At 59.0% G+C, this 20,118-nt stretch carries 15 protein-coding genes; 12 read left to right on the top strand and 3 right to left on the bottom strand.

The window, feature by feature from the left end:
* The first annotated feature begins 141 nt into the window (after positions 1 to 141).
* The 12 genes from P9250_RS02775 (at position 142) to P9250_RS02720 (ending at position 18,010) form a co-directional block, all read left to right on the top strand.
* Positions 142 to 1,023: an ABC transporter substrate-binding protein gene (locus tag P9250_RS02775; protein WP_244831832.1), complete on the top strand. Its 882-nt coding sequence runs from the start codon at positions 142 to 144 to the stop codon at positions 1,021 to 1,023.
* Positions 1,024 to 1,042: 19 nt separating this feature from the next.
* The gene (locus P9250_RS02770) at positions 1,043 to 2,617 is read left to right on the top strand and encodes an amino acid ABC transporter permease/ATP-binding protein (protein ID WP_310390973.1); all 1,575 of its coding nucleotides are present in this window, start codon (positions 1,043 to 1,045) and stop codon (positions 2,615 to 2,617) included.
* 24 nt (positions 2,618 to 2,641) lie between these two features.
* On the top strand, positions 2,642 to 3,892 hold the full coding sequence (locus P9250_RS02765) for an acetamidase/formamidase family protein (protein ID WP_244831831.1): 1,251 nt from the start codon (positions 2,642 to 2,644) through the stop codon (positions 3,890 to 3,892).
* 151 nt (positions 3,893 to 4,043) lie between these two features.
* Entirely contained in the window at positions 4,044 to 5,075 is a 1,032-nt protein-coding gene (locus P9250_RS02760; protein ID WP_250468052.1) for an alpha/beta fold hydrolase, read from the top strand.
* Positions 5,076 to 5,514: 439 nt separating this feature from the next.
* Positions 5,515 to 7,869: a type VI secretion system tip protein VgrG gene (locus P9250_RS02755; RefSeq protein WP_310390971.1), complete on the top strand. Its 2,355-nt coding sequence runs from the start codon at positions 5,515 to 5,517 to the stop codon at positions 7,867 to 7,869.
* Complete coding sequence (locus P9250_RS02750; RefSeq protein ID WP_310391426.1) at positions 7,869 to 8,819, top strand: DUF4123 domain-containing protein; 951 nt, start codon at positions 7,869 to 7,871, stop codon at positions 8,817 to 8,819. Before P9250_RS02755 ends, P9250_RS02750 begins: the two co-directional genes overlap by 1 nt.
* Before the next feature lie 91 nt (positions 8,820 to 8,910).
* Entirely contained in the window at positions 8,911 to 9,747 is an 837-nt protein-coding gene (locus P9250_RS02745; protein ID WP_310390969.1) for a DUF3304 domain-containing protein, read from the top strand.
* Between the two features lie 109 nt (positions 9,748 to 9,856).
* Positions 9,857 to 10,663: a DUF3304 domain-containing protein gene (locus tag P9250_RS02740; protein ID WP_310390966.1), complete on the top strand. Its 807-nt coding sequence runs from the start codon at positions 9,857 to 9,859 to the stop codon at positions 10,661 to 10,663.
* Positions 10,656 to 12,935 (top strand): hypothetical protein, encoded by a 2,280-nt coding sequence (locus P9250_RS02735; RefSeq protein WP_310390964.1) that lies wholly within the window; start codon positions 10,656 to 10,658, stop codon positions 12,933 to 12,935. The genes P9250_RS02740 and P9250_RS02735 overlap by 8 nt, the downstream gene beginning before the upstream one ends.
* A gap of 67 nt (positions 12,936 to 13,002) precedes the next feature.
* A complete protein-coding gene (locus P9250_RS02730) occupies positions 13,003 to 13,260 on the top strand; it encodes a PAAR domain-containing protein (protein ID WP_284503508.1) in 258 nt (85 codons plus the stop codon).
* Between the two features lie 425 nt (positions 13,261 to 13,685).
* Entirely contained in the window at positions 13,686 to 14,534 is an 849-nt protein-coding gene (locus P9250_RS02725) for a hypothetical protein (RefSeq protein ID WP_310390962.1), read from the top strand.
* Between the two features lie 1,142 nt (positions 14,535 to 15,676).
* Positions 15,677 to 18,010 (top strand): ImcF-related family protein, encoded by a 2,334-nt coding sequence (locus P9250_RS02720; protein WP_310390960.1) that lies wholly within the window; start codon positions 15,677 to 15,679, stop codon positions 18,008 to 18,010.
* A gap of 64 nt (positions 18,011 to 18,074) precedes the next feature.
* On the opposite strand, the gene P9250_RS02715 is transcribed toward P9250_RS02720, so the two are convergent.
* The 3 genes from P9250_RS02715 to P9250_RS02705 all read right to left on the bottom strand — a co-directional run bounded on the left by P9250_RS02715 (position 18,075) and on the right by P9250_RS02705 (position 20,094).
* Positions 18,075 to 18,527 carry a DUF4174 domain-containing protein gene (locus P9250_RS02715; protein ID WP_309846269.1) on the bottom strand — a complete coding sequence of 151 codons (453 nt, stop codon included), beginning with the start codon at positions 18,525 to 18,527 and terminating at the stop codon, positions 18,075 to 18,077.
* A 94-nt stretch (positions 18,528 to 18,621) separates the two neighbouring features.
* A complete protein-coding gene (yghU, locus tag P9250_RS02710) occupies positions 18,622 to 19,494 on the bottom strand; it encodes a glutathione-dependent disulfide-bond oxidoreductase (protein ID WP_310390958.1) in 873 nt (290 codons plus the stop codon).
* Between the two features lie 90 nt (positions 19,495 to 19,584).
* Positions 19,585 to 20,094, bottom strand: a complete 510-nt coding sequence (locus P9250_RS02705; protein ID WP_244831823.1) for a DUF6622 family protein — start codon at positions 20,092 to 20,094, stop codon at positions 19,585 to 19,587.
* Positions 20,095 to 20,118: the final 24 nt, after the last annotated feature.

Genomic DNA, 20,118 nt, shown 5'->3' with positions numbered 1-20,118 from the left:
GAAAGCGGTTGTTGGACGAGCGTGCACGTGAGGACCAGCAGTTGTGCGCAGCCAGACAAGTTAGCGGGATTTCGGTCGCCTACGCTCGGGGCATCGCAAGTCAATCGTCATCAGCGGTCAAGAGCCGCCAGGAGCGTATCGATGCAAAGGAATCTCATGGGCCGTTTAGCTCGCGTGTGGCTCGGCGCTTTGTGCGCGTCGCTGTTCGCGTTCGCGGGGCAAGCACACGCCGCATCGCCCGCCGAATGCAGCGCGTTGCAGGCGAAGTATCCACAGTTCAAGGGCAAGACGCTCACCAATGCGATCAATCCGCACACGCCGGGCTATGAAGCGCTCGATCCGAACGATCCGAGCAAGTACGTCGGCTTCGATATCGACTTGGGCGAGATGATCGCGCAGTGTCTCGGCTTCACGATGGCGTACAAGCCCGTCACCTTCGCCGCGTTGCTCACGACGCTGCAGAGCGGTCAGGCCGACATCGTCATCTCCGACATCTACGCAACCGAGGAACGCGCCAAAGCCGCCGATTTCATCACGTATTCGAAGGTGTTCGACGGCGTGCTCGTCGCGAAGGGCAACCCCAAGAAAATTACCGGCATCAACACGTCGATGTGCGGCACGACCGCCGCTGAAAACACCGGCTACGTGGAAGTGCCGCTGGTTCAGGCGCTCGCGCCGCAATGCAAGGCGGCAGGCAAGCCGGAAGCCACCGTGCAGCTTTACGACAACAACGCCAACTGCATCCAGGCCATTCTCGCCGGCCGCGCAGATACGTATATCAACGACGTGAACACGGTCGATCAGGCCGTCAAGGCGTATCCGGACAAGCTCGAAAAAGCGACGGCGGTGACCTTGCCGTATTTCGTGGGTATCGGCGTGCCGAAAGACAAGCCTGATTTCCGCGATGCCGTGATGGCCGCGCTCGTCGCCATTCAGAAGAGCGGCGCACAGTCGGACTTGCTCAAGAAGTGGGGCCTCGGCGTGGAGAACCTAGCCGCGCCGCAATTGATCGTCGCGAAGTAAGCACGGGAAGCATCGGCTCATGGACCTGTTCCTTCACTATCTCGGCCTGCCGTATCTTCTCGACGGCATCCGCTTCACGATCGCCGTGACCTTGCTGGGACTCGCGGGCGGCCTCGTGCTGGGACTCGTGCTCGCGGCCATGCAACTGAGCCTGATCGGGCCGCTCGCGGCGATCGCGCGCGGCTACACGGTGATCTTTCGCGGCACGCCGCTGATTCTGCAACTGGTGTTCGCCTACGATGCCTTGCCGCATATCGGCATCAAACTGAGCGCGATCGGCGCGGCGGGCCTCGCGCTCGCCGCGAACGAAGCGCCGTTCATCGCCGAGATATTCCGCTCGGGCGTGCTCGGCGTGGATCGCGGACAAACACTCGCGGGGCAGGCGTTCGGCATGACGCCGGGCGTGCTGATGCGCAGAATCATCGCGCCACAGGCGATTCGTTCGATGATCCCCGCGCTTGGCAACGAAACGGTCAGCGCACTGAAGAACTCGTCGCTGGCGTCGGTGATCTCGGTCGGCGAACTGACCTTGCGTAGCACGCAGCTTGCATCGTCTACGTTCGACTTCTTTTCGATCTTCTTCGCGTCGGGGCTTTTGTATCTGTGTCTCACGGGCGCCATCGCAGCGATTCAGTTGATGATCGAACGAGCGCTCGATCTGGATCGCGCGAGCACGGGCGGCGGTTTCTGGGGACGACGCAAACCCGCGCCCGCGCCGAAACCCGCGAGTCCCGGCGACTTGCCGCCCGTCTTCGCGCCGATCACGGCCGCCGAACGCGCGCGCCGCTACGACACGCTGGCCCGCAACGGCGTGGCCGTGCAGATCAGTGGCGTTCACAAGCGTTACGGCGAACAGGCCGTGCTGAATGGCTTCGACCTCGACATCCGCTCCGGCGAAGTCGTTGCGTTGCTCGGGCCGAGCGGTTCGGGCAAGAGCACGCTGCTTCGCTGCATCAATCATCTGGAGCAATGGAGCGAAGGCGAGATACGCGTGGGCGGCCGGCGTCTCGGCTTTCGCGATGACGGGCGGCGAATGAATCCGCGCGAGCTGGCGCGAGAACGTGCGAGTCTCGGCGTCGCCATGGTGTTTCAGCAATTCAATCTGTTCAGTCATCTGACGGCGCGCGAGAACATTGCCTTGCCGCTCGTATGGGTACACGGCGCAACGCTCGCCGATGCCAACCGTCGCGCCGATGCCTTGCTCGAACGCGTGGGCCTCGTGCATCGCGCGGATGCCTTGCCGCGTCATCTGTCGGGTGGCCAGCAACAGCGTGTGGCCATAGCGCGTGCGCTTGCGCCGAACCCGCGCGTGCTGCTGCTTGACGAGCCGACATCCGCGCTCGATCCCGAACTGGTCGGCGAAGTGCTCGAAGTGATCCGCCGTCTCGCGCTCGACAACGGCCTCACCATGATCATCTCGACGCATCAGTTGCGCTTCGCCGATGAAGTGGCCGACCGCGTGGTGTTCTTGAGCGGCGGAACGGTGGTCGAGGAAGGGCCGGCGCATCAGGTGTTGACGCATCCGCATCATCCGCTGACTGCGCGCTTTCTCAACGTGATGGGCGCGGGCAGCACGCTCGAAACGGTGCATTAAAACCCTAAAGCCGAGGACGATTCAATGAAGCATTACACGCTGCCCGTTTCATCATCCACCGTGCATTGGGGATACTTCAGCAAACGGGTAGAGCCGCGTCTCACGCTCAAGTCGGGCGACCGCGCCACCATCGAAACGCTGACGCATCATGCCAACGACGACCACGAGCGCATGGTCGCGGGCGACCCTGGCGCGCAGAGCGTGTTCGAATGGACGCGCGAGCACAAGGGCGTATCGCGGCGCGGCGCTGGCCCGACAGAAGGTCCCTTCAAGCTGGGCGATGGCGAAGGCGTCGGCGTGCATCTGCTGACCGGGCCTGTCGAGATAGAAGGCGCCGAACCCGGCGATGTACTCGAAGTGCGCATCCTCGATGTACGGCCGCGCCCGAGTTGCAACGCGTGTCATGCGGGCAAATGCTTCGGCTCGAACGTGGCGGCGTCGTGGGGCTTTCAGTATCACGATCTGATCGAGGAGCCGAAGCCGCGCGAAGTCGTGACGATCTTCGAACTCGATACTTCCGGCGAGCCGTATGCGCGCGCCGTCTACAACTATGTGTGGACGCCGCAGACCGACCCGGACGGCATCGTGCATGCGACCATCGATTATCCTGGCGTGCAGGTGGATCATCGGCTGGTGAAGAAGCGCGAGAACATCCTGCCCGACATACGCGTGCCGGCGCGGCTGCATTTCGGCACCATGGGCGTGGCGCCCGCCGAAGCGGACTATGTCAGCTCGATTCCTCCGAGCTATACCGGCGGCAATATCGACGACTGGCGTATCGGCAAGGGTTCGAAGATGTATTACCCGGTGGCCGTTGCGGGCGCGCTGTTTTCAGTCGGCGATCCGCACGCGGCGCAAGGCGACAGCGAACTCGGCGGCACGGCCATTGAAACGTCGCTCACGGGTGACTTCGAATTCATCCTGCACAAGCAGGCGGATCTCGAAGGCACGTTGCTCGAAGGACTGACGCATCCGCTGCTCGAAACGGATCAGCAATGGTCCGTGTATGGCTTCACGTTTCCGAACTATCTCGCCGAACTCGGCGCCAACGCGCAACTCGAAGTCGCGCAACACGCGAGCCTCGACCGTGCCATGCGCGATGCCTTTCGCAAACTGCGGCGCTTCTTGATGACGGTTCATGGACTGAGCGAAGACGAGGCCATCGCGCTCATGTCCGTGGCGGCGGATTTCGGCGTGACGCAGGTTGTCGATGCGAACTGGGGCGTGCATGGCTCCATCCGCAAAGAGGTGTTTGCAAACTACAAAAAGCGCTGAGTATTCCGCGCTTTTGAATCGCGATGTGTAGATTGAATGGACGGATACACTGAGATACATCGCTCCTGATCGGCTGGGATATAAAACCGTCGAGGCCACTCTTCAAGTGGACCCACGAAAATCCCCGAACCAATCGATAAGGAGGTCTGGTATGTCAGAACCCGTTAATCAACGGCGTCGTCTTATGCTTGGGACGACGCTTGCAAGCGTCGCCCTTGCGGACTTCGGCTTCAGCACGTTCGCGAAGGCGCAATCGTCCACTGTTAGAGCGACGAGCGCGGGCGCGTCGTTTGGCCCGATCAGGCAGATCGATGCGGGCAAGCTCAACGTCGGCTATGCGGAACTCGGGCCCGCCAATGGCACGGTCGTGTTTCTGCTGCATGGCTGGCCTTACGACATCCACAGCTATGCCGAGGTTGCGCCTATTCTGGCCGCGGCCGGTTATCGCGTGATCGTGCCGTATCTGCGTGGCTATGGCTCCACGCGCTTCCTTTCCGCCGATACCGTGCGCAACGGTCAACAGGTCGTGACAGCGGTGGATATCGTCGCGCTCATGGATGCGCTCAAGATCGAGCAGGCCATCTTCGGTGGTTACGACTGGGGTGCGCGCACGGCAGATTGCATCGCTGCATTGTGGCCGGAGCGCGTGAAGGCGCTGGTGTCGGTGAGCGGGTATCTCATCGGCAGTCAGGAGGCGAACAAAAAGCCGCTGCCGCCCAAGGCGGAGTTCCAGTGGTGGTATCAGTACTATTTCTCGACGGAGCGTGGCGCGCTGGGTTATGCGGCCAATCGCGATGCCTTCAACAAGCTGATCTGGCAGCTTGCGTCACCGAAGTGGAATTTTGACGATGCCACGTACGAACGCTCGGCCGCATCGTTCCAGAACCCGGACCATGTCGCGGTGGTTATTCATAACTATCGCTGGCGGCTCGGGCTTGTACAGGGAGAAGCGCAATACGACGCGCTCGAACAGCGTCTTGCGGCAGGACCGACCATCTCCGTGCCCACCATCACGCTGGAAGGCGATGCCAACGGCGCGCCGCATCCCGAACCTGCTGCGTATGCGAAGAAGTTCACGGGCAAGTATGTGCATCGCACGCTGGGCGGGGGTGTCGGACACAACTTTCCGCAGGAAGCGCCGAGGGAGTTTGCTGATGCGATGTTGCAGGTGACGAAGTTGTGAGACGAGTGTTGCCTGTTATGGCGCGCGTGCGAGGATCGCGTTAGGAAGTCACATGACCGCCGTCGGTGGAAGCTTTGACGGCGGCCTTCTTTGGGCGCGTGACTGACTGCAGCCTCGGTAAAGATGTGGCCGATGTATCAGCGAGAAAGCCCTTTGGGTCATCAGAAAACTCCTAAAAATAGAATACTGCATTGATATCCAAATGGCTTGTTAAGTCGATGAATCTGCAGAAATTCTTATAGTCGAGCATCGCATTGCGGAGAGATTGGCTGCGCACGAGCAGCGATTTTTTCGGCAACAATTCCTTACTGGCCTGAATTGAGTTCGACTAGCGATTCGTCGATCTCAGGGCAAAGAACTACGCAGTGCGATCAGGATGCCGAAACGCTGGATCGAAATGTCGTGCGCATCAAAAGAGATTCATAGGAGATGTATTTAGATGTCGATGGTATTGCCAAGTCAGGCCTATACGCTACAACTCAAGCCGCAGTCCTTTCCCGTCTCCGTGCTTAGATTTTCCGGCAAAGCGAGCGTCAGTGAGCTCTATGAATATCAAATAGATTTCACGAGCCCGGTCGCCGATATTCCAATGGACCAAGTCGTCGGCCGACCAGCGACATTTACCATCGATCCTGTTGATCCCGATCAAGGGTATCTGCAAAGAATGTTCGGTGAGCGCTGGAAGGACTTTAGCAAGATGCCGAAGTCGTACGTCACGCACGGGATGATCTGCCGCTTTGAGCAACTCGGAATGTCCGCCGACGAGACGCGTTACCGCGTCGTGCTCGTCCCCAGGATCGCGGATCTCGCCCGCGCCCGCAAAAGCAGGCTGTTCCAGATGCAATCCGTCGTGGAAATCATCACCGATACATTGCGCCACTACGGCTATCGCCTTGGCGTGGATTTCGATTTTATGAAGCTTCGCGGCAAATACAAGCGCCGCGAGTACGTGACTCAATATCACGAGACGACGTTCGCCTTCATTCAGCGACTTTGCGCAGAGGAAGGGCTGTGGTTTCGCTTCGAGCAGAAGTCCAATGGTACCGCCATGATTTTCGGCGACGATCTCGATGCCTACGCGCGCAAACAGCGCGTCGTTCCTTATCGTCTTCATTCCGGTTTGGAAAGCGCGGGTGCGGAATCGCTTCGTTCGCTCAAAACGATCACCCGGCGCGTGCCCGAAGCAATTCAGCTCGACGATTACAACCATCGGCAAGCGGATGTCTCATTGCTAGTCGAGTCCAATGCCGCGCCTGCCGATAAAACCACTGATGGCGTGGACAACCATTGGGGCGAACACTATGAGACGCAAGAAGAAGGCAAGACGATTGCGCTGATTCGTCATGAGGCGCATCTGGCGGAGCAGATCAGCTATTCAGGTCGAGGCAATCCGTTCTCCCTCGAGGCAGGTGAGGTAATGCGTCTGGACGTGAATCCGAAGGACGCGCCGCATGGTCTCTTTGTCACGTCGGTACGCTGCGGAGGTGGACGCGGTACGTCGTATTGGTGCGCTTTCCGGGCGATTCCCGCGGATCGGAGATGGCGCACGAGCATCGACAAGATTGAGCGACCGAAGATCGCAGGAACTCTTCCCGCGCGGATAGATTCTCCAGGCAAGTACAAGTACAGCTATCTCACGGAGAAGGGCCTGTACGTCACGAAGATGCCGTTCGATTTGGACGAGTGGAGTCCGGGTGGACGCAGTCGCCCTATCCGGATGGCACGGCCGTATGCGGGACCTAACTATGGTCATCACATGCCGCTGATCGACGGAACCGAGGTGGCGCTGGTTTTTACGGCACAAAATCCAAACAGACCAATCATCGTAGGCGCGTTGCATGACAGCCTCAATCCGGACCTCGTCAATAACCTCAATCACACGCGAAATATTATCCGCTCGGCTGCGGAGAATGAGTTGCGCATGGAGGACAAGGCGGGGGTCGAGCATATCCACCTGACCACGCCGTATCAGACCAGCGAGCTCAATCTCGGGCATATGGTCGACGAAGGGCGCAAGGAGCGCGGTCGCGGCGGAGAGTTACGCTCGGATGAGCATATAGCGGTGAGAGGCGGAAAGGGTCTGCTGCTGACGGCCGAAGTGCAAAGGAAAGCTACGGGCGCGCAACTCGACATGGCTGCGGCGCAAGAGCAGTTGAAGCGCGCGATCGAGCGCATCGAGTTGCTGAACCAGGCTGTGCAGTCGGCCGAAGCCGTAGTCGCTGACCTGCAGAAGCAGAAAGCGCTCTTTAGCGACGCACTCGACGGGCTCAAACAGTCCGTCGTGCTCATGAGCGGCCCTTCGGGCATCGGGATCACGTCGGGTGAACACCTGCAGTTGAATGCAGACCAAAACTTGATTGCTACTGCCGGTGGCAACGCCGATATCGGCGTAATGCGCAATTTCACGGTGGCAGCAGGTCGCCAGGTGTCACTCTTTGCGCAGTCTCAGGGCATGCGGCTGACCGCTGCCAAGCAGGACATCGTGGTTCATGCGCGCACAGGCGGCATGGAGCTGTCCGCGTCGAAGGACATGCACTTCAACAGCGTCGACGGCGCTGTTACGGCACAGTCGAAAGGCGCGCTCACGCTCACGAGCGGCGGAGCTTATATCAAGATTGAAGGCGGCAACATCGAACTGGGCGCACCAGGCAGCATTCTGCTCAAGTGCGGCAGCTTCAACTGGTCAGGCCCCGGCAATCTGTCGCTTCCCATGCCCGAAATGCCGATTGGCCCGTGCAAGCAGTGTCTGATGGATGCGCACCGCGGCGTCGAAGCAATGACCGAGGTGGCGTGATGGAAAACATGATCGCGACACCTTCCGCGCAAGATGCCGATATCGATTGGGAGCAATGGCGACATCGGCTGCTGGCTCAATTCGATTCGTTCATGCACGAGCAATCCGTCAATCTATATCTGCTCGTGGATACTCGTGGCAGCCCGGGAATCGACAAGCTATTTCCGAAAGTAAAAGGCCTCGCTTGGACTTCGCTTTGGCATGGTTCCGTGCTCGACTCCTATACGGATATCGCACCGTATTTGATTCATGTCGAACGCCTGGCGCTTGACGACCCGCAAGAGCTGGCGGGCCGACTTGCTCGACGCATCTGGATGGAAGGCGCCTCGGGATTCATGCTCACCTGGATCTGGTCACCTCTTTCGTTGACAGAGCTGGATGAGCATTTGAAACATTACACGCGTTACGCGATACCCGACAAGCGCGAGTACTTTCTGCACTTTTACGACAACCGCATTCTCGCGCGTATTCGAAGCGTCTGGACCGACGAGCAGGCACATTGTTTTATCGCGCCCTGCAGGGAAATCTGGTTTCGAGATCGCGATCAAGGCGAGATCGTCTGGCGGAGCGATGGGGCTTCGAAGCCAGCGCGAGCGGATGCGCCATTACTTCTGTCGTCGGATCAGCACGCGCGATTATTTGCGCTTGGCCATGCGGACAAACTCGCAATGCAATTGCGCGAAATGTATGGCGTGAGGCTCGACGAGAAGAGCGATTTCGCGCTGTACCTGCTTGTCACCGAGCAACTCGAACGAGCCAGCCGCTATCGTCTAAGAGAGAAAGACGACTTCCTGAATTACGTCTCGAAGGGCATCGTGCTTTCGCCTCGTTTCGACGAGCATCCGGTGATTCGGGAGCGTCTGCAACGAGCGCGAAACGACGAGATATCGCATCGGGAGGCTTTGAGCGGACTTACTCGTGACGGGATTAAACAGGCGGCGGAGAGTTGAGCGGTTACGGGTTTGCCGTATGGATTCCGTGACTTGTGTTCTTGATACGTGCTTGCCATCGCGACGCACACTGAATTGATGAGATAAGCCAATGGGCTACAAACGAATGAACCTATCAAGGTTGTTCTGGCATTTCCTTTTTTCGGCCCTGGCAATCGTCTTTCTCGCGGGCTGCGACTTTTTTTCGTCTGAGCCAGTGTATGGCGGGTTGAGTGCGGAGGGTATGAATTACACGCCGTACAACCTGACGGAGTTTGTGGTCCGTGACAAATATGGGAATCGAGCTAGTGGAGGCGGCGATCTGCCGCCAGGGTCTGGGGCCGGAAGTTTGAGTTGCTGCTACAAGCTCAAAGGCACGGAGTTCACGGTCGAGTGGCAAGTCTATGACGCGGACGAGGCCGTAAAAGACCTGTACGCACCCATAAAAGAGATCAAAAAAGTAACCACGGTTCATCTTGATCCTGTGAAGAGGTCTGACCGAGCCGGCAACGACGTCTTGGCTGTGCACTTCTATCCAGACGACCATGTTGAATTCGAGTTTCGCAATGACTTTAGCGGCTCTCGATTTGACTATGGAGAGGTCGATGAGTGGTTTCAGACGAAATACGGCAAGGCTGCAAATCCAGACGATCTTGACTGGGCTGCCGCCTACCGTCGGACCACGCGTGTGGCTGTTCAAGGCTGGCTGAAATACCGCTTCACCGACACTGTCGACCTTGAGCAGTACGTGTACTACACGTTGCTCGTCAATCCGAAGTTTGACGAACACCCGGCGGTGCAGCGCATCGTCATGGAGTCGAAGGGCAAGCCCGGAGCGTTTGGTCTTGCAATGCAGAAGCTGCCTGTAGATGTTGTGCGCGAGATTAAAAGCAACAAATTCGATCATGTGGCAAACGGAAGCAAAGTTGGCCAAGCCGATTCAATTTGATCCTGCTAACCGCGTGCGGCGTCGCTGGTTGAACGCGGTTGTTGCAAGCAAAAGTGCTTGCCCTATCTATCTGGTGGAATGGTGAACTAACGCAATCATGCGCATACGAATGAACCTTTCAAGTTTGATGAAACACATCTTTGTTTTGCTTGTGGCAACCGTCTTTCTCGCGGGCTGCGACTTCTTTTCTTCTGAGCCAGTGTATGGTGGGTTGAGCGCGGAGGGTATGAATTACACGCCGTACAACCTGACGGAGTTTGTGGTCCGTGACAAATATGGGAATCGAGCCAGTGGAGGCGGCGATCTGCCGCCAGGGTCAGGCGAAGGAAGAATAAGCTGCTGCTACAAGCTCAAAGGCACGGAGTTCACGGTCGAGTGGCAAGTCTATGACATGGAAGAATTCTCTAAAGACATCTATGCACCCATAAAAAAGATCAAAAAAGTAACCACGGTTCATCTTGATCCCGTGAAGAGGTCTGACCGAGCTGGCAACGACGTCTTGGCTGTGCACTTCTATCCAGACGACCATGTCGAATTCGAGTTTCGCAATGACTTTAGCGGCTCTCGATTCGAATATGGAAAGGTCGATGAGTGGTTTCAGACGAAATATGGCAAGGCCGCAAACCCAGACGATCTTGACTGGGCTGCCGCCTACCGTCGAACCACACGTGTGGCTGTTCAAGGCTGGCTGAAATACCGCTTCACCGACTCCGTCGATCTTGAGCAGTACGTGTACTACACGTTGCTCGTCAATCCGAAGTTTGACGAACACCCGGCGGTGCAGCGCATCGTCATGGAGTCGAAGGGCAAGCCCGGAGCGTTTGGTCTTGCAATGCAGAAGCTGCCTGTAGATGTTGTGCGCGAGATTAAAAGCAACAAGTTTATCCATGCCGCAGGTGGAAGTAAGAATGGCTAATACGAACAAAACCGATCCCGCAGATCGCACGCCTCTTGAAGTGCTGGACGCGATTGGCGCCAACACGAAGGCTTATCCTTCCGATGACTGCATCCCATGCGGTGCGGTAATTCATATCGGCTTCTTTTTTGATGGATTCGGTCGAAACCGTGATTACGATGACCCATCGACGTCGCGGTATTCGAATATCTGCCGGCTTTGGGAAGCCTACAGGGACAACAGGGATCGACGGCGCGAGCGGACACCGAATCAGTTCTGGTATCCGCTCTACTACTCCGGCCTGGGCACGGACCTCAACAAAGAAGCCAAAGACGGCGAAATCGTATCCGCGCTGACGAGCAAGGTCGTGAGTGCGGCTCAAGGTCAGGTATCGAACGCAAAGAAGATTGGCGAAAAAATCACCGGTATCGACCGTCTCAAGCTCGATCCGAAGAGCGCCATTACCGACGGATTCAAAAAGGGTTTGGAGGAGCATTCCTATCGCCCTGTCGTGGATGCATACGATGGACTCGTCAAAGAGGCGAAGGCGTTGCGTACCAATGCCGGACGCGTCTTGCGCTTCTTCAGGACCGGCGCCGTGCTCGACCGTGGCCGCGCGGCCGGGCGCATCCTCGCCAAGGACGCGATGAAAAGCGGCCGTCAGATCCTTTTCGATCTCAGGAAGAATCCGTTGAAGGTTGGCTGGGCAGTGGCGGGCGAGCTGTTCAAATGTTCGTTCGACGTGGTTCCTGTTCTCAGGGACAACTCAGTGGTCGCGCGGCTTTTGGGCACCGGGGTCGAGCCGCGCCTTCAGGCGGCCAAGACCCAGTTTGAGAAAGCGATTGAGGACGCGAGGGCAAGGATGCCCAAGGTCCAGCACGTCAAGGTGTCTGTGTTCGGCGCGGATCGCGGTTGCGTCCTTGCGAGGGCCTTGCTGAATGACCTGAGCGCGACATACAAACATCCGAGCGAAGCCATACTGGAATACAAGATTCCAAAGGACCCGAACGGCGCGACCATCCCTATCGAGATCGTGTTCGTCGGTTTGCTCGACGCGGTGTCGTCGTTGGTCCAGGAGAATGCGCTGATCAGCATGGTGCCCTTGGTCGGAGCAATCAAACAGAATTACGGCGACCAAATGCTTGGCGTGCCGCAGGCAGTTCAGCGCTGCGTTCACTTTGCCGCCGCGCACGAACTACGCTTCTATCAACGGCTCGACAGCCTGGAAAATACACGCGGCCTGCAATATCTTTATCCCGGCACGAGCGAAGACATTACTGGCGGCGCACCGCCGGGATCGCTCGGCGCGCGCGCGGAGCTTCAGCGCGTCGTCCTGCGCGACATGCTGAACGAAGCGCTTATAAATGGCGCAGCGATGGACACGATGGAAAATCTCCAGCACTTCAAGGGGGATACATTCCAAAAATTCACCTTGGCAAACCCCATCACTGACGGCCGGAACACGTACAAGATCTGGGAACTGATGAAGGCCTACCGTGAGATGGTGCCCTACGTCGCGCGTCTGAATTTCGTCGATCACATGCAGGTCTTTTTACGCTGGATGGCGGTTCGCTATACGTCGTCCGAATTTCGTGCCACCGTCACCAACCAGTTCGACGCGCTGGCTGCAAAGCATGAAGCCATTCTGAAGGAACGCAACGACGCGACTGCTGCCTATCTCGCCTTGCGCAAGCAATTTCCGGTGCCGGATTCGATCACCTTAGGCAAGGCGCAGAACCGCATGGAGGCGGCAAGGAGCGCTGAAATGGAGGCGTTGCGCGACGCCAGCGCCGAGAAAGCGAGACCGTCGGTCGGTGTGTGGGAGCGTATCCAGGCGGAGTCGACGGACATGATCCAACGCGACACCGCTTTGGCCGGCATGCGCCGCGCGGTGAATCAAGCGCGCACCGGTGTACAGATCGGCGAACAGCCTTATGACGCGGACCCGGAGTTTGGCGCATCGATCATCGAGGAACACATGGACGCGATGATCAGCGCCGAGCAGCAAAGCCTGGTTCAGGCGTGGAAGATGGGGCTGTCGGGCAAGAACCCGCTTCCGCCCAAGGTCATGGCGCTGTTCGATCTTCTCGTGCACGACACCATGCTCACGAGCTGGCAGGACCATGTGCTGTCTTCCTCGCTTTATTTCCGGTTGCGCGGAGTCGATGCGTTCGGCTCGACCGACTACGAGGCCGAGGAGAAAGCGCGCAAGCGTACGGAAGAGAACGCGAGCCGCGCGTCGCAGATCAACCGTGGCATGAACCCCGCGCCGCGACCTCCCGCCCGTGTTTGAACGTGGCGGCCATGGCCATGTGTTGCGTAAGCCATGACCGCTTGATTATTTCCTCCTCGGACCAGACATGCCAGGAATTATTCGCATAGGCGACCGCCATACCGGCGACGGCGCCGTCACGCAAGGTTCAGCAACCTGCGTTTTCATGGGACGCGCGGTTGCGCGCCTGCACGATCGTGTCACGTGTCCCCGCCACGGTGACAACCGTATTGCTTCGGCAACCTCAGGGGCTTTCGATAACGGTTTGGAGATCGCGCAACACAACGACCGCTGCGAATGCGGTTGTCGTCTGATCTCGTCACTTCCAAATAGCGGCAAAAGCTAAGCATGGCGCTGGACCTGGATAACCTTCCACCGGAACGCGCCGAACCTGACGAGCCGCCATCGAGGTTCGTCTGGACGGTGGTCTTCTTCGTCCTGGCTATCGCCGGAATCTTTGGCGTGATGGCGTTGTGGCCGCGCGCGGAACCAATGCAGACGCCCTTGTTCTGGACTTGCCTTGTGCTGTATCCAACGGGCCTCGCCGCGTTTGTCGTTTCACGTCGGTTCAGCATTCACGAGAGGCAGTGTCTCGATGCGCGGGACTGGAATGAGGCACGAAAGCGGTACAACGAAAAGTTGTTCGCACGCGAAAGCATTCCGATGGCCGTGCTCGCCACGGCCATCCGCGTAACGGATGACGAGACAGCGAAACTCGTGACAAAGATAGAAGAAAACGCGTTGACACTCGAGGCTCAGGCATCGGAGCTCATGGAGGACGCATCGGTAACGGCGCGGTGGCTCCAACCAGACGACGCGCTCTTTGCCGTCGACGACAAGGAGCGCCACGGCCTGCTGCTGTCCTGGCTCTTCGACCAACTTATCGGCGAACTTGCGGACCGCCTCGGGTCGCTTCCGGATGATTTTCCGCTGCGCGTCTTTCTCGATATCGGGGGCTATATCGGAGAGGCAGACGCAAAAACAACCTGGGAAGGCATATGGGCGCGTCATGAGTTGCGTCAGGCGGAAACGACGTACACGCCAGTGCCCGTTGATTTGATGACGGTCGATCAATGGCTCGACGATACGAGTGGCGCCTTGCATCTCTACGCGGTCCTGCTGATTTCGGTATCGCTTCAGAGCATGTTGGATGGAGCGCCCAACGCAGGCGAGGCCGAGGCGGGCGTCGCGCTTCTCGTGGCCTCGCATGGATTAGCGGCCGAGCATCGACTCATGCCCGTCGCGCACATGCATCGCCCGTTGAATTCGGCGCGGACCCATCTCGACGGCGCGCTCACACATGCGCTGCAATGGGCAAAAGCCGACGCGCCGTCGTTGGAGTCGGTCTGGATGACCGGATTCGACGGCGAATCGGTCGGGCCTTTGCACTCATCCCTGAGTCACGTTGGCGTGCGTGAGGCAGGCGAAGATCCGCTGACGGAATTCAATCTCGACGGCACGGTGGGACGAACGGGGAGATCGGCCGATTGGCTCGCCGTAGCGTGCGGGGCGAACAGAGCGGACCGGTTGAGCGCGCCGCAACTCGTCGCCCGTAGCGCCGGCGAACAATTTCACATGGCTGTGGTGCAAAACAGCCGTAATAAGCAGAAAGACGAATGACTCGTAAATTCAAGCTAGACTTTTTAGCCACGCTATCCCTCGTGATCTTGCCCGGCATGCTGGTCTGGGTACGGCCTCAGTGGGTCGGGATCTCAGCTGACAGTCGTGGAGCTGTCATAGCAGCACTGTGCGCTATTTTCATCGTGCTATGGCTCGTGCTCAGTTATAGCGAAGCGTCGCGTGCGGCCGTGGCTTATCGCGCGGTGAAAGACTGGATGCTCAAACACGGCGGTGCTTCCGATGACGCCGCGCAGGGGGCCACGAAGCCAGACGTTGGTGATTTCAGCGATCTCAGGCAATGGCTAGTCGAGCAGCACGGCTGGCGCTGGCGTTGGCGCGAGCGTTGGATCCTGGTTGTCGGCGACAGCGAAGTAGTTCGGCGAGTGGCGCCTACGCTCTTCAAGTTCAGGTATGCCAGCGCGGGAGGCGCGGTTCTTCTTTACGCAAAGCAGACAGACAGTGCCCCAGATGTGCAGCATCTTGCCGCGTTGCGCCGATTGCGCCGCCGCCGTCCAGTGGACGCGGTCGTTGCGCTAACCGTCGCCCGTGCGACGGGCCACGATATGTTCGATGTTCAAAGCGTCTCGCAAGCGCTGGCACGTGTCGCGCGCGTGCTTCGCTGGTCTGCTCCGGTGTATTTGCTGAATGCGGAGCCATTGCAGGCGAGTCCGTCTCATACAGATGAGCCGCCGGTCGGGCTTACCTGGTCGCACCCGCGTATGGCTTCCGATTTCGTCGGCTCGGCACTACATGACCTCACCGGCGAATTGGCAAACGCCGGGGTGATGCGTCTGTCGAAAAACCCTGCAGATCGATATCTGGCGGAATTGTCGCAGCACATAAGCACAGCACGGGAATCGCTGAAGCATCTCCTGACAGGCGCTTCACGGTCGCACGATGCTATTCGCGGGCTTTTCTTCACACCGTTGGACATACCCGCGGGACCGACAGAGTATCCGCGCGAGGCCGCGCGCCACCACGCCGGTGTGCCCGAAGCGTCGAATCGAACGCTATGGCAAACCATCGCGAACCACAGTCGCAAAGCTTACGGCAGGCGCGTGGGCCTCTCGTCGTCGAGTGTTGCCGCATATCTCGTCAGCGCTGTCGCCGTACTATGGTTTATCGGCTCGATAATTTCCGGCATGTCGAACCGCGCAACCATGCGGGACGTTGCGTCGACGTTGAGCAAGGTTTCTTCGCCGCGCGACCAGACGCAAGCCTTGCTCGCCCTGGATGCTCTTGACAAACAACTCGACACGCTTGAAATACACCGCCAGCTCGGCGCTCCGTGGCTCGCTCGTTTCGGCCTGAACCGTGACGCCGCTCTTTATGAAGCGCTTTCCCCGGTTTATCAAAGCGTCGCCTCGCGCGTACTGATCGATCCGATCAAGGCAAGACTCGAATCTCGCCTTCAGCAACTCGCTTCCCTGTCCGATGCCGAAATCGCCAGCGGTGGCAACACACAGGTCCAGGCCGCGTACGACACGCTCAAGGCGTATTTGATGCTCGCCCATCCCGAGCATGCCGACGCGTCGTTTATCGCCACACAGTTGCTGACGACGAATGCGCCAGCGCGTCCGCAGAATGCGTCAGTGACGGCGGGCACTTGGGAAGACTTGCGCCAACAGGCCGTCTGGTTTTACGCGAGGCACCTTAAGCGCGGATCGGCGTCAGCCATCGCGCCTGACATCACGCTTGTCGCGGCGACGCGGCAGACGATCATCGGCGTGCGCGGCATCCAGAATTCGACAGACGCGATCTATCAGCAGATCATCGACGAGACGAAACCGAAATATCCGCCGATGACGTTGGCAACCTTGCTCGGCGATCACCCAAGCCGAGGCTTGTTCAACACGAGCGCGACTGTTCCGGGCGTTTTTACGCGTGCCGCGTGGGACGAACGCATCCCAAAGGCGATCGATGAGGCGAGCGAACAGCGCGCGGTGACGGGCGACTGGGTGCTGTCTGACGCGAAACTTGATAACACCGCGCCGTCAACGCTCAAAACCGAACTCCGTCAACGTTACTTCGATGACTACGCGCGCGCGTGGCAGCAGTTTTTGAACAGCATTCGCTGGCAAAACGCTTCGTCGTTATCTGGCACGGTCGATCAATTGACGCTGCTCGGCGACCCGCAACGCTCGCCGCTGGTCGCACTAATGAACGCTCTCGTTTTTCAGGCAAGTGCGGACGCATCGACGCAATCAATATCGGACGCTCTGATTTCGAAGGCGCAACATCTTGTAGGCAAGGACGAAAAGGACCCGTCCAAGCAGATGCAGCCATCACTTTTGCCGCTGGCAAGCGCGTTCGGTCCTATTCTGCGTCTGACTGGCAGCGAGTTCGCAAGCAACGCACCCGCCAACACCAGAACCACGCTGCAACTCGTGAGCGATCTGAGCTTGGCTCGCTATCTTGAGCGTGTCACCGCAATGCGTTTGAAGACGCAACAAATGATGGCCAGTCCCGACCCCGACGGCATGTCGCGCGTCGCCGCTCAAGCCGTGCTACAGGGTAGAACGTCCGATATCGCCGATAGTCGCGATTACGCGAGCCGTCTCTCTGCGAGCTTGGGCGAACAATGGTCGGGTTTCGGCCGGCTTTTCGAAGCCCCGCTTGACCAGACGTGGCAAGTGGTCGTGCAACCGGCATCGTCCAGTCTGAACGAAGTCTGGCGCACATCCATCCTTGCTGACTGGAATCACAGCTTCGGCGGCCGCTATCCGTTTGCGGACTCCGACAACGATGCATCGCTGCCCGATATGGCGCACTTCATGCGCATGGACAACGGCGTGATAGCGCAGTTCGTCACGACGCAGCTTGCGGGCGTGATCGAGCGTCAGGGCGACCACTGGGTCGCCACGCAAGGCGTGAATCAAGGCACGCTCATGCTTGATCCGGCGTTTCTCGTCGCGCTCAACAAGCTCTCGCGCGTAGCGAGGGTCGTGTTTCCCTCTGGCGATGCACGGGCGCGGTATGAACTACGCGGTGTGCCGACGCCGGGCATCACTGATTTGACGCTGGTGACATCGGGTCAACAGTTGCACTACTTCAATCAGATGGAGCAATGGGAGCCGTTCGAATGGCCGGGGCAAGTCCTGGACAACACCGCACAACTTCAATGGCAAACGGAGGCAGGCGGTTTGCGCTCGACCATGTACGCACAAGGGCGTTTCGCGCTGATTCGTCTGCTCGAACGTGCGAAGGTCTCGCAACAAGATAACGCGCGTTATCTGCTCTCGTGGACGCCGGATCAGAGTCTTACGCCGCCGCTGTCGGTTCAACTTCGCGCGGAGACGGGCGCTGGACCGCTGGATGTGCTTGTGCTACGGCACTTCGCCCTGCCTGAGCGCATCTTCATGTCAGGCGCGGCGAAGCAAGCATCTGTATCGCCGGGGCGGACGCCACCACCGTTGCCGCCCGGCGCGCTTGCCGCCGCGCAGAAGATCGGCGTCGCGTTGCCGGACAAAGAATGACGACTTCGCTGGGATCAGGTCACGAAGCGTAAGAAGACTTCAACATGCATGGATCATACGGCGATCACGACTTCGGCGCGTTACCCGCTGCCTCTTGCTTACGCATCGGCATGCCGTCGATGGTCGTGAACAATTCGCGCGATGCAATCGGCTCGCGCGATTCGAGCTTCACGCCGCCGTCCTTGCCAACGAGCACCGCGCGAAACGCGCCGGGTTTGACGCCGTATCGTCGACGCAATGCATCGGCGGAGTCGCTTGCGCCTTGCACGTCGTTGCCGATTACTTCGATCACTTGCAGGTCGCGTTGCGTGTAGCCATCGCTCGCATCCTGAACCGATGCGCGTTGCTTCGCGAGTGCGGCGGAACTGACGTCATCGGCGAAAACGACGAGCAGACGCTTATGCCATGTGTACTGTTCGATGGAAGATATTGCAGCGCTTCCGGCTGCTTGCGAGGTATTGATCACGCCCAAGAGCAGGCTTGCAGCTACGGTTGCGGGAATGAGATAGCGGTTCATTGGCGGCTTCCTGTGCGGTTTATTTCCGTGCACGCAGGAAGCGCGCCAACGACGTTACAGCCTTTCAAGCGTGCGCAAGCACTTGACCAAAAATCTACTTAACCGCGAGCTTGTCCTGCGTCTTCGTTTCAAAGTCGCCAGCATCATGCCGCTCATGCAACTGGCTCGAAAGCTCGCCGAAGGTCCGGTTTACCATGCGGCCGCGTTGCACGGCGGGACGCGCACCGATCGCATCGGCCCAACGTCGCACATGCTCGTATTCATGCACGGCGAGAAACTCGGCGGCACTGTAAATCCAGCCATTCACGAGACCGCCGTACCACGGAAAGATGGCGATATCGGCGATGGTGTATTCGTCGCCCGCAATGTACCGGCTCTCCGCAAGCCTCCGGTCGAGCACGTCGAGCTGACGCTTCACCTCCATGGCGAAGCGGTTGATCGGATACTCCATCTTGCTCGGCGCATAAGCATAGAAGTGACCGAAGCCGCCGCCAAGATACGGCGCGCTGCCCATCTGCCAGAAAAGCCACGAGAGACACTCGGCGCGTTCCGCCGCGCTGGTCGGCACGAATGCGCCAAACTTGTCCGCGAGATACAGGAGGATGGCGCCGGATTCGAACACGCGCACGGGCTTGGGGCCGCTGTGGTCGATCAGCGCGGGTATCTTCGAATTGGGATTGGCTTGGACGAAGCCGCTGCCGAACTGGTCGCCGTCGCCGATCTTGATGAGCCAGGCATCGTATTCCGCGTCACTGTGACCCGCGGCGAGCAGTTCCTCCAGCATCGCCGTGACCTTGACGCCGTTGGGCGTGGCAAGCGAATAAAGCTGCAGCGGATGCTTGCCGACCGGTAGATCCTTGTCATGCGTCGGCCCCGCGATTGGACGGTTGATGCTTGCAAACTGCCCGCCGCTTTCCTTGTCCCAGGTCCAGACCTTGGGCGGTACGTATTCGGGTGAATCGCTCATGCTGCAGCCTCCTTCGCGTCAGGTTTTCAATGTCGCCCGAGGTTAGCAGGTCGGGTAAAAACCTGCTCGACACGAAGGAGGCTCGGCCGTTCAAGCGTGCAAGAAGCGGTGCGCCTGCAGCGCTTTCCAGTACGTGATGAAGCGTCCCGCGAACATCCCGGCGACGACGCCGGACACGAGTGCGTCGATGGATGCATAGGTTCCGAGGAGCGCCGCATCCGTCACCGTTGCCATCTCAAATCCGAGCCAAAACTTGGCGGCGAAGATGGCGAGGATCAGCAAGAGCGGCACGACCGAACCCGGCAGCGTGACGGTGCGCGCCACCATATCGACGGAAAAGCGCGTGCGCGTCGCGTTGAACACGCCCGCCGCGATGCCCGCAAAAATCCCGACGATCCACGCGCTCACTGCAAAGAGGCTCGCGTGCGGATTGTGAGCCAAATGCACGAGGCCGAAGCCCGCGAAGATCAGCGGGATGATCGCCAGCTTGGAGAGCGGCGTGGTACCGCCTTTCATTGCCTTCACGCCGCGCGAAATTAGATAAGCCAGCAGCAGCCAGACCCAGACCGGCGTGCCATGAACGATCATTTGCAGTGTCATTTTCGTTTCTCCTTCAGTCGGATG

This window comes from Caballeronia sp. LP006 (assembly GCF_031450995.1).
Classification (GTDB): Bacteria; Pseudomonadota; Gammaproteobacteria; order Burkholderiales; family Burkholderiaceae; genus Caballeronia.
This window is presented reverse-complemented; position numbering and strand designations above follow the sequence as displayed.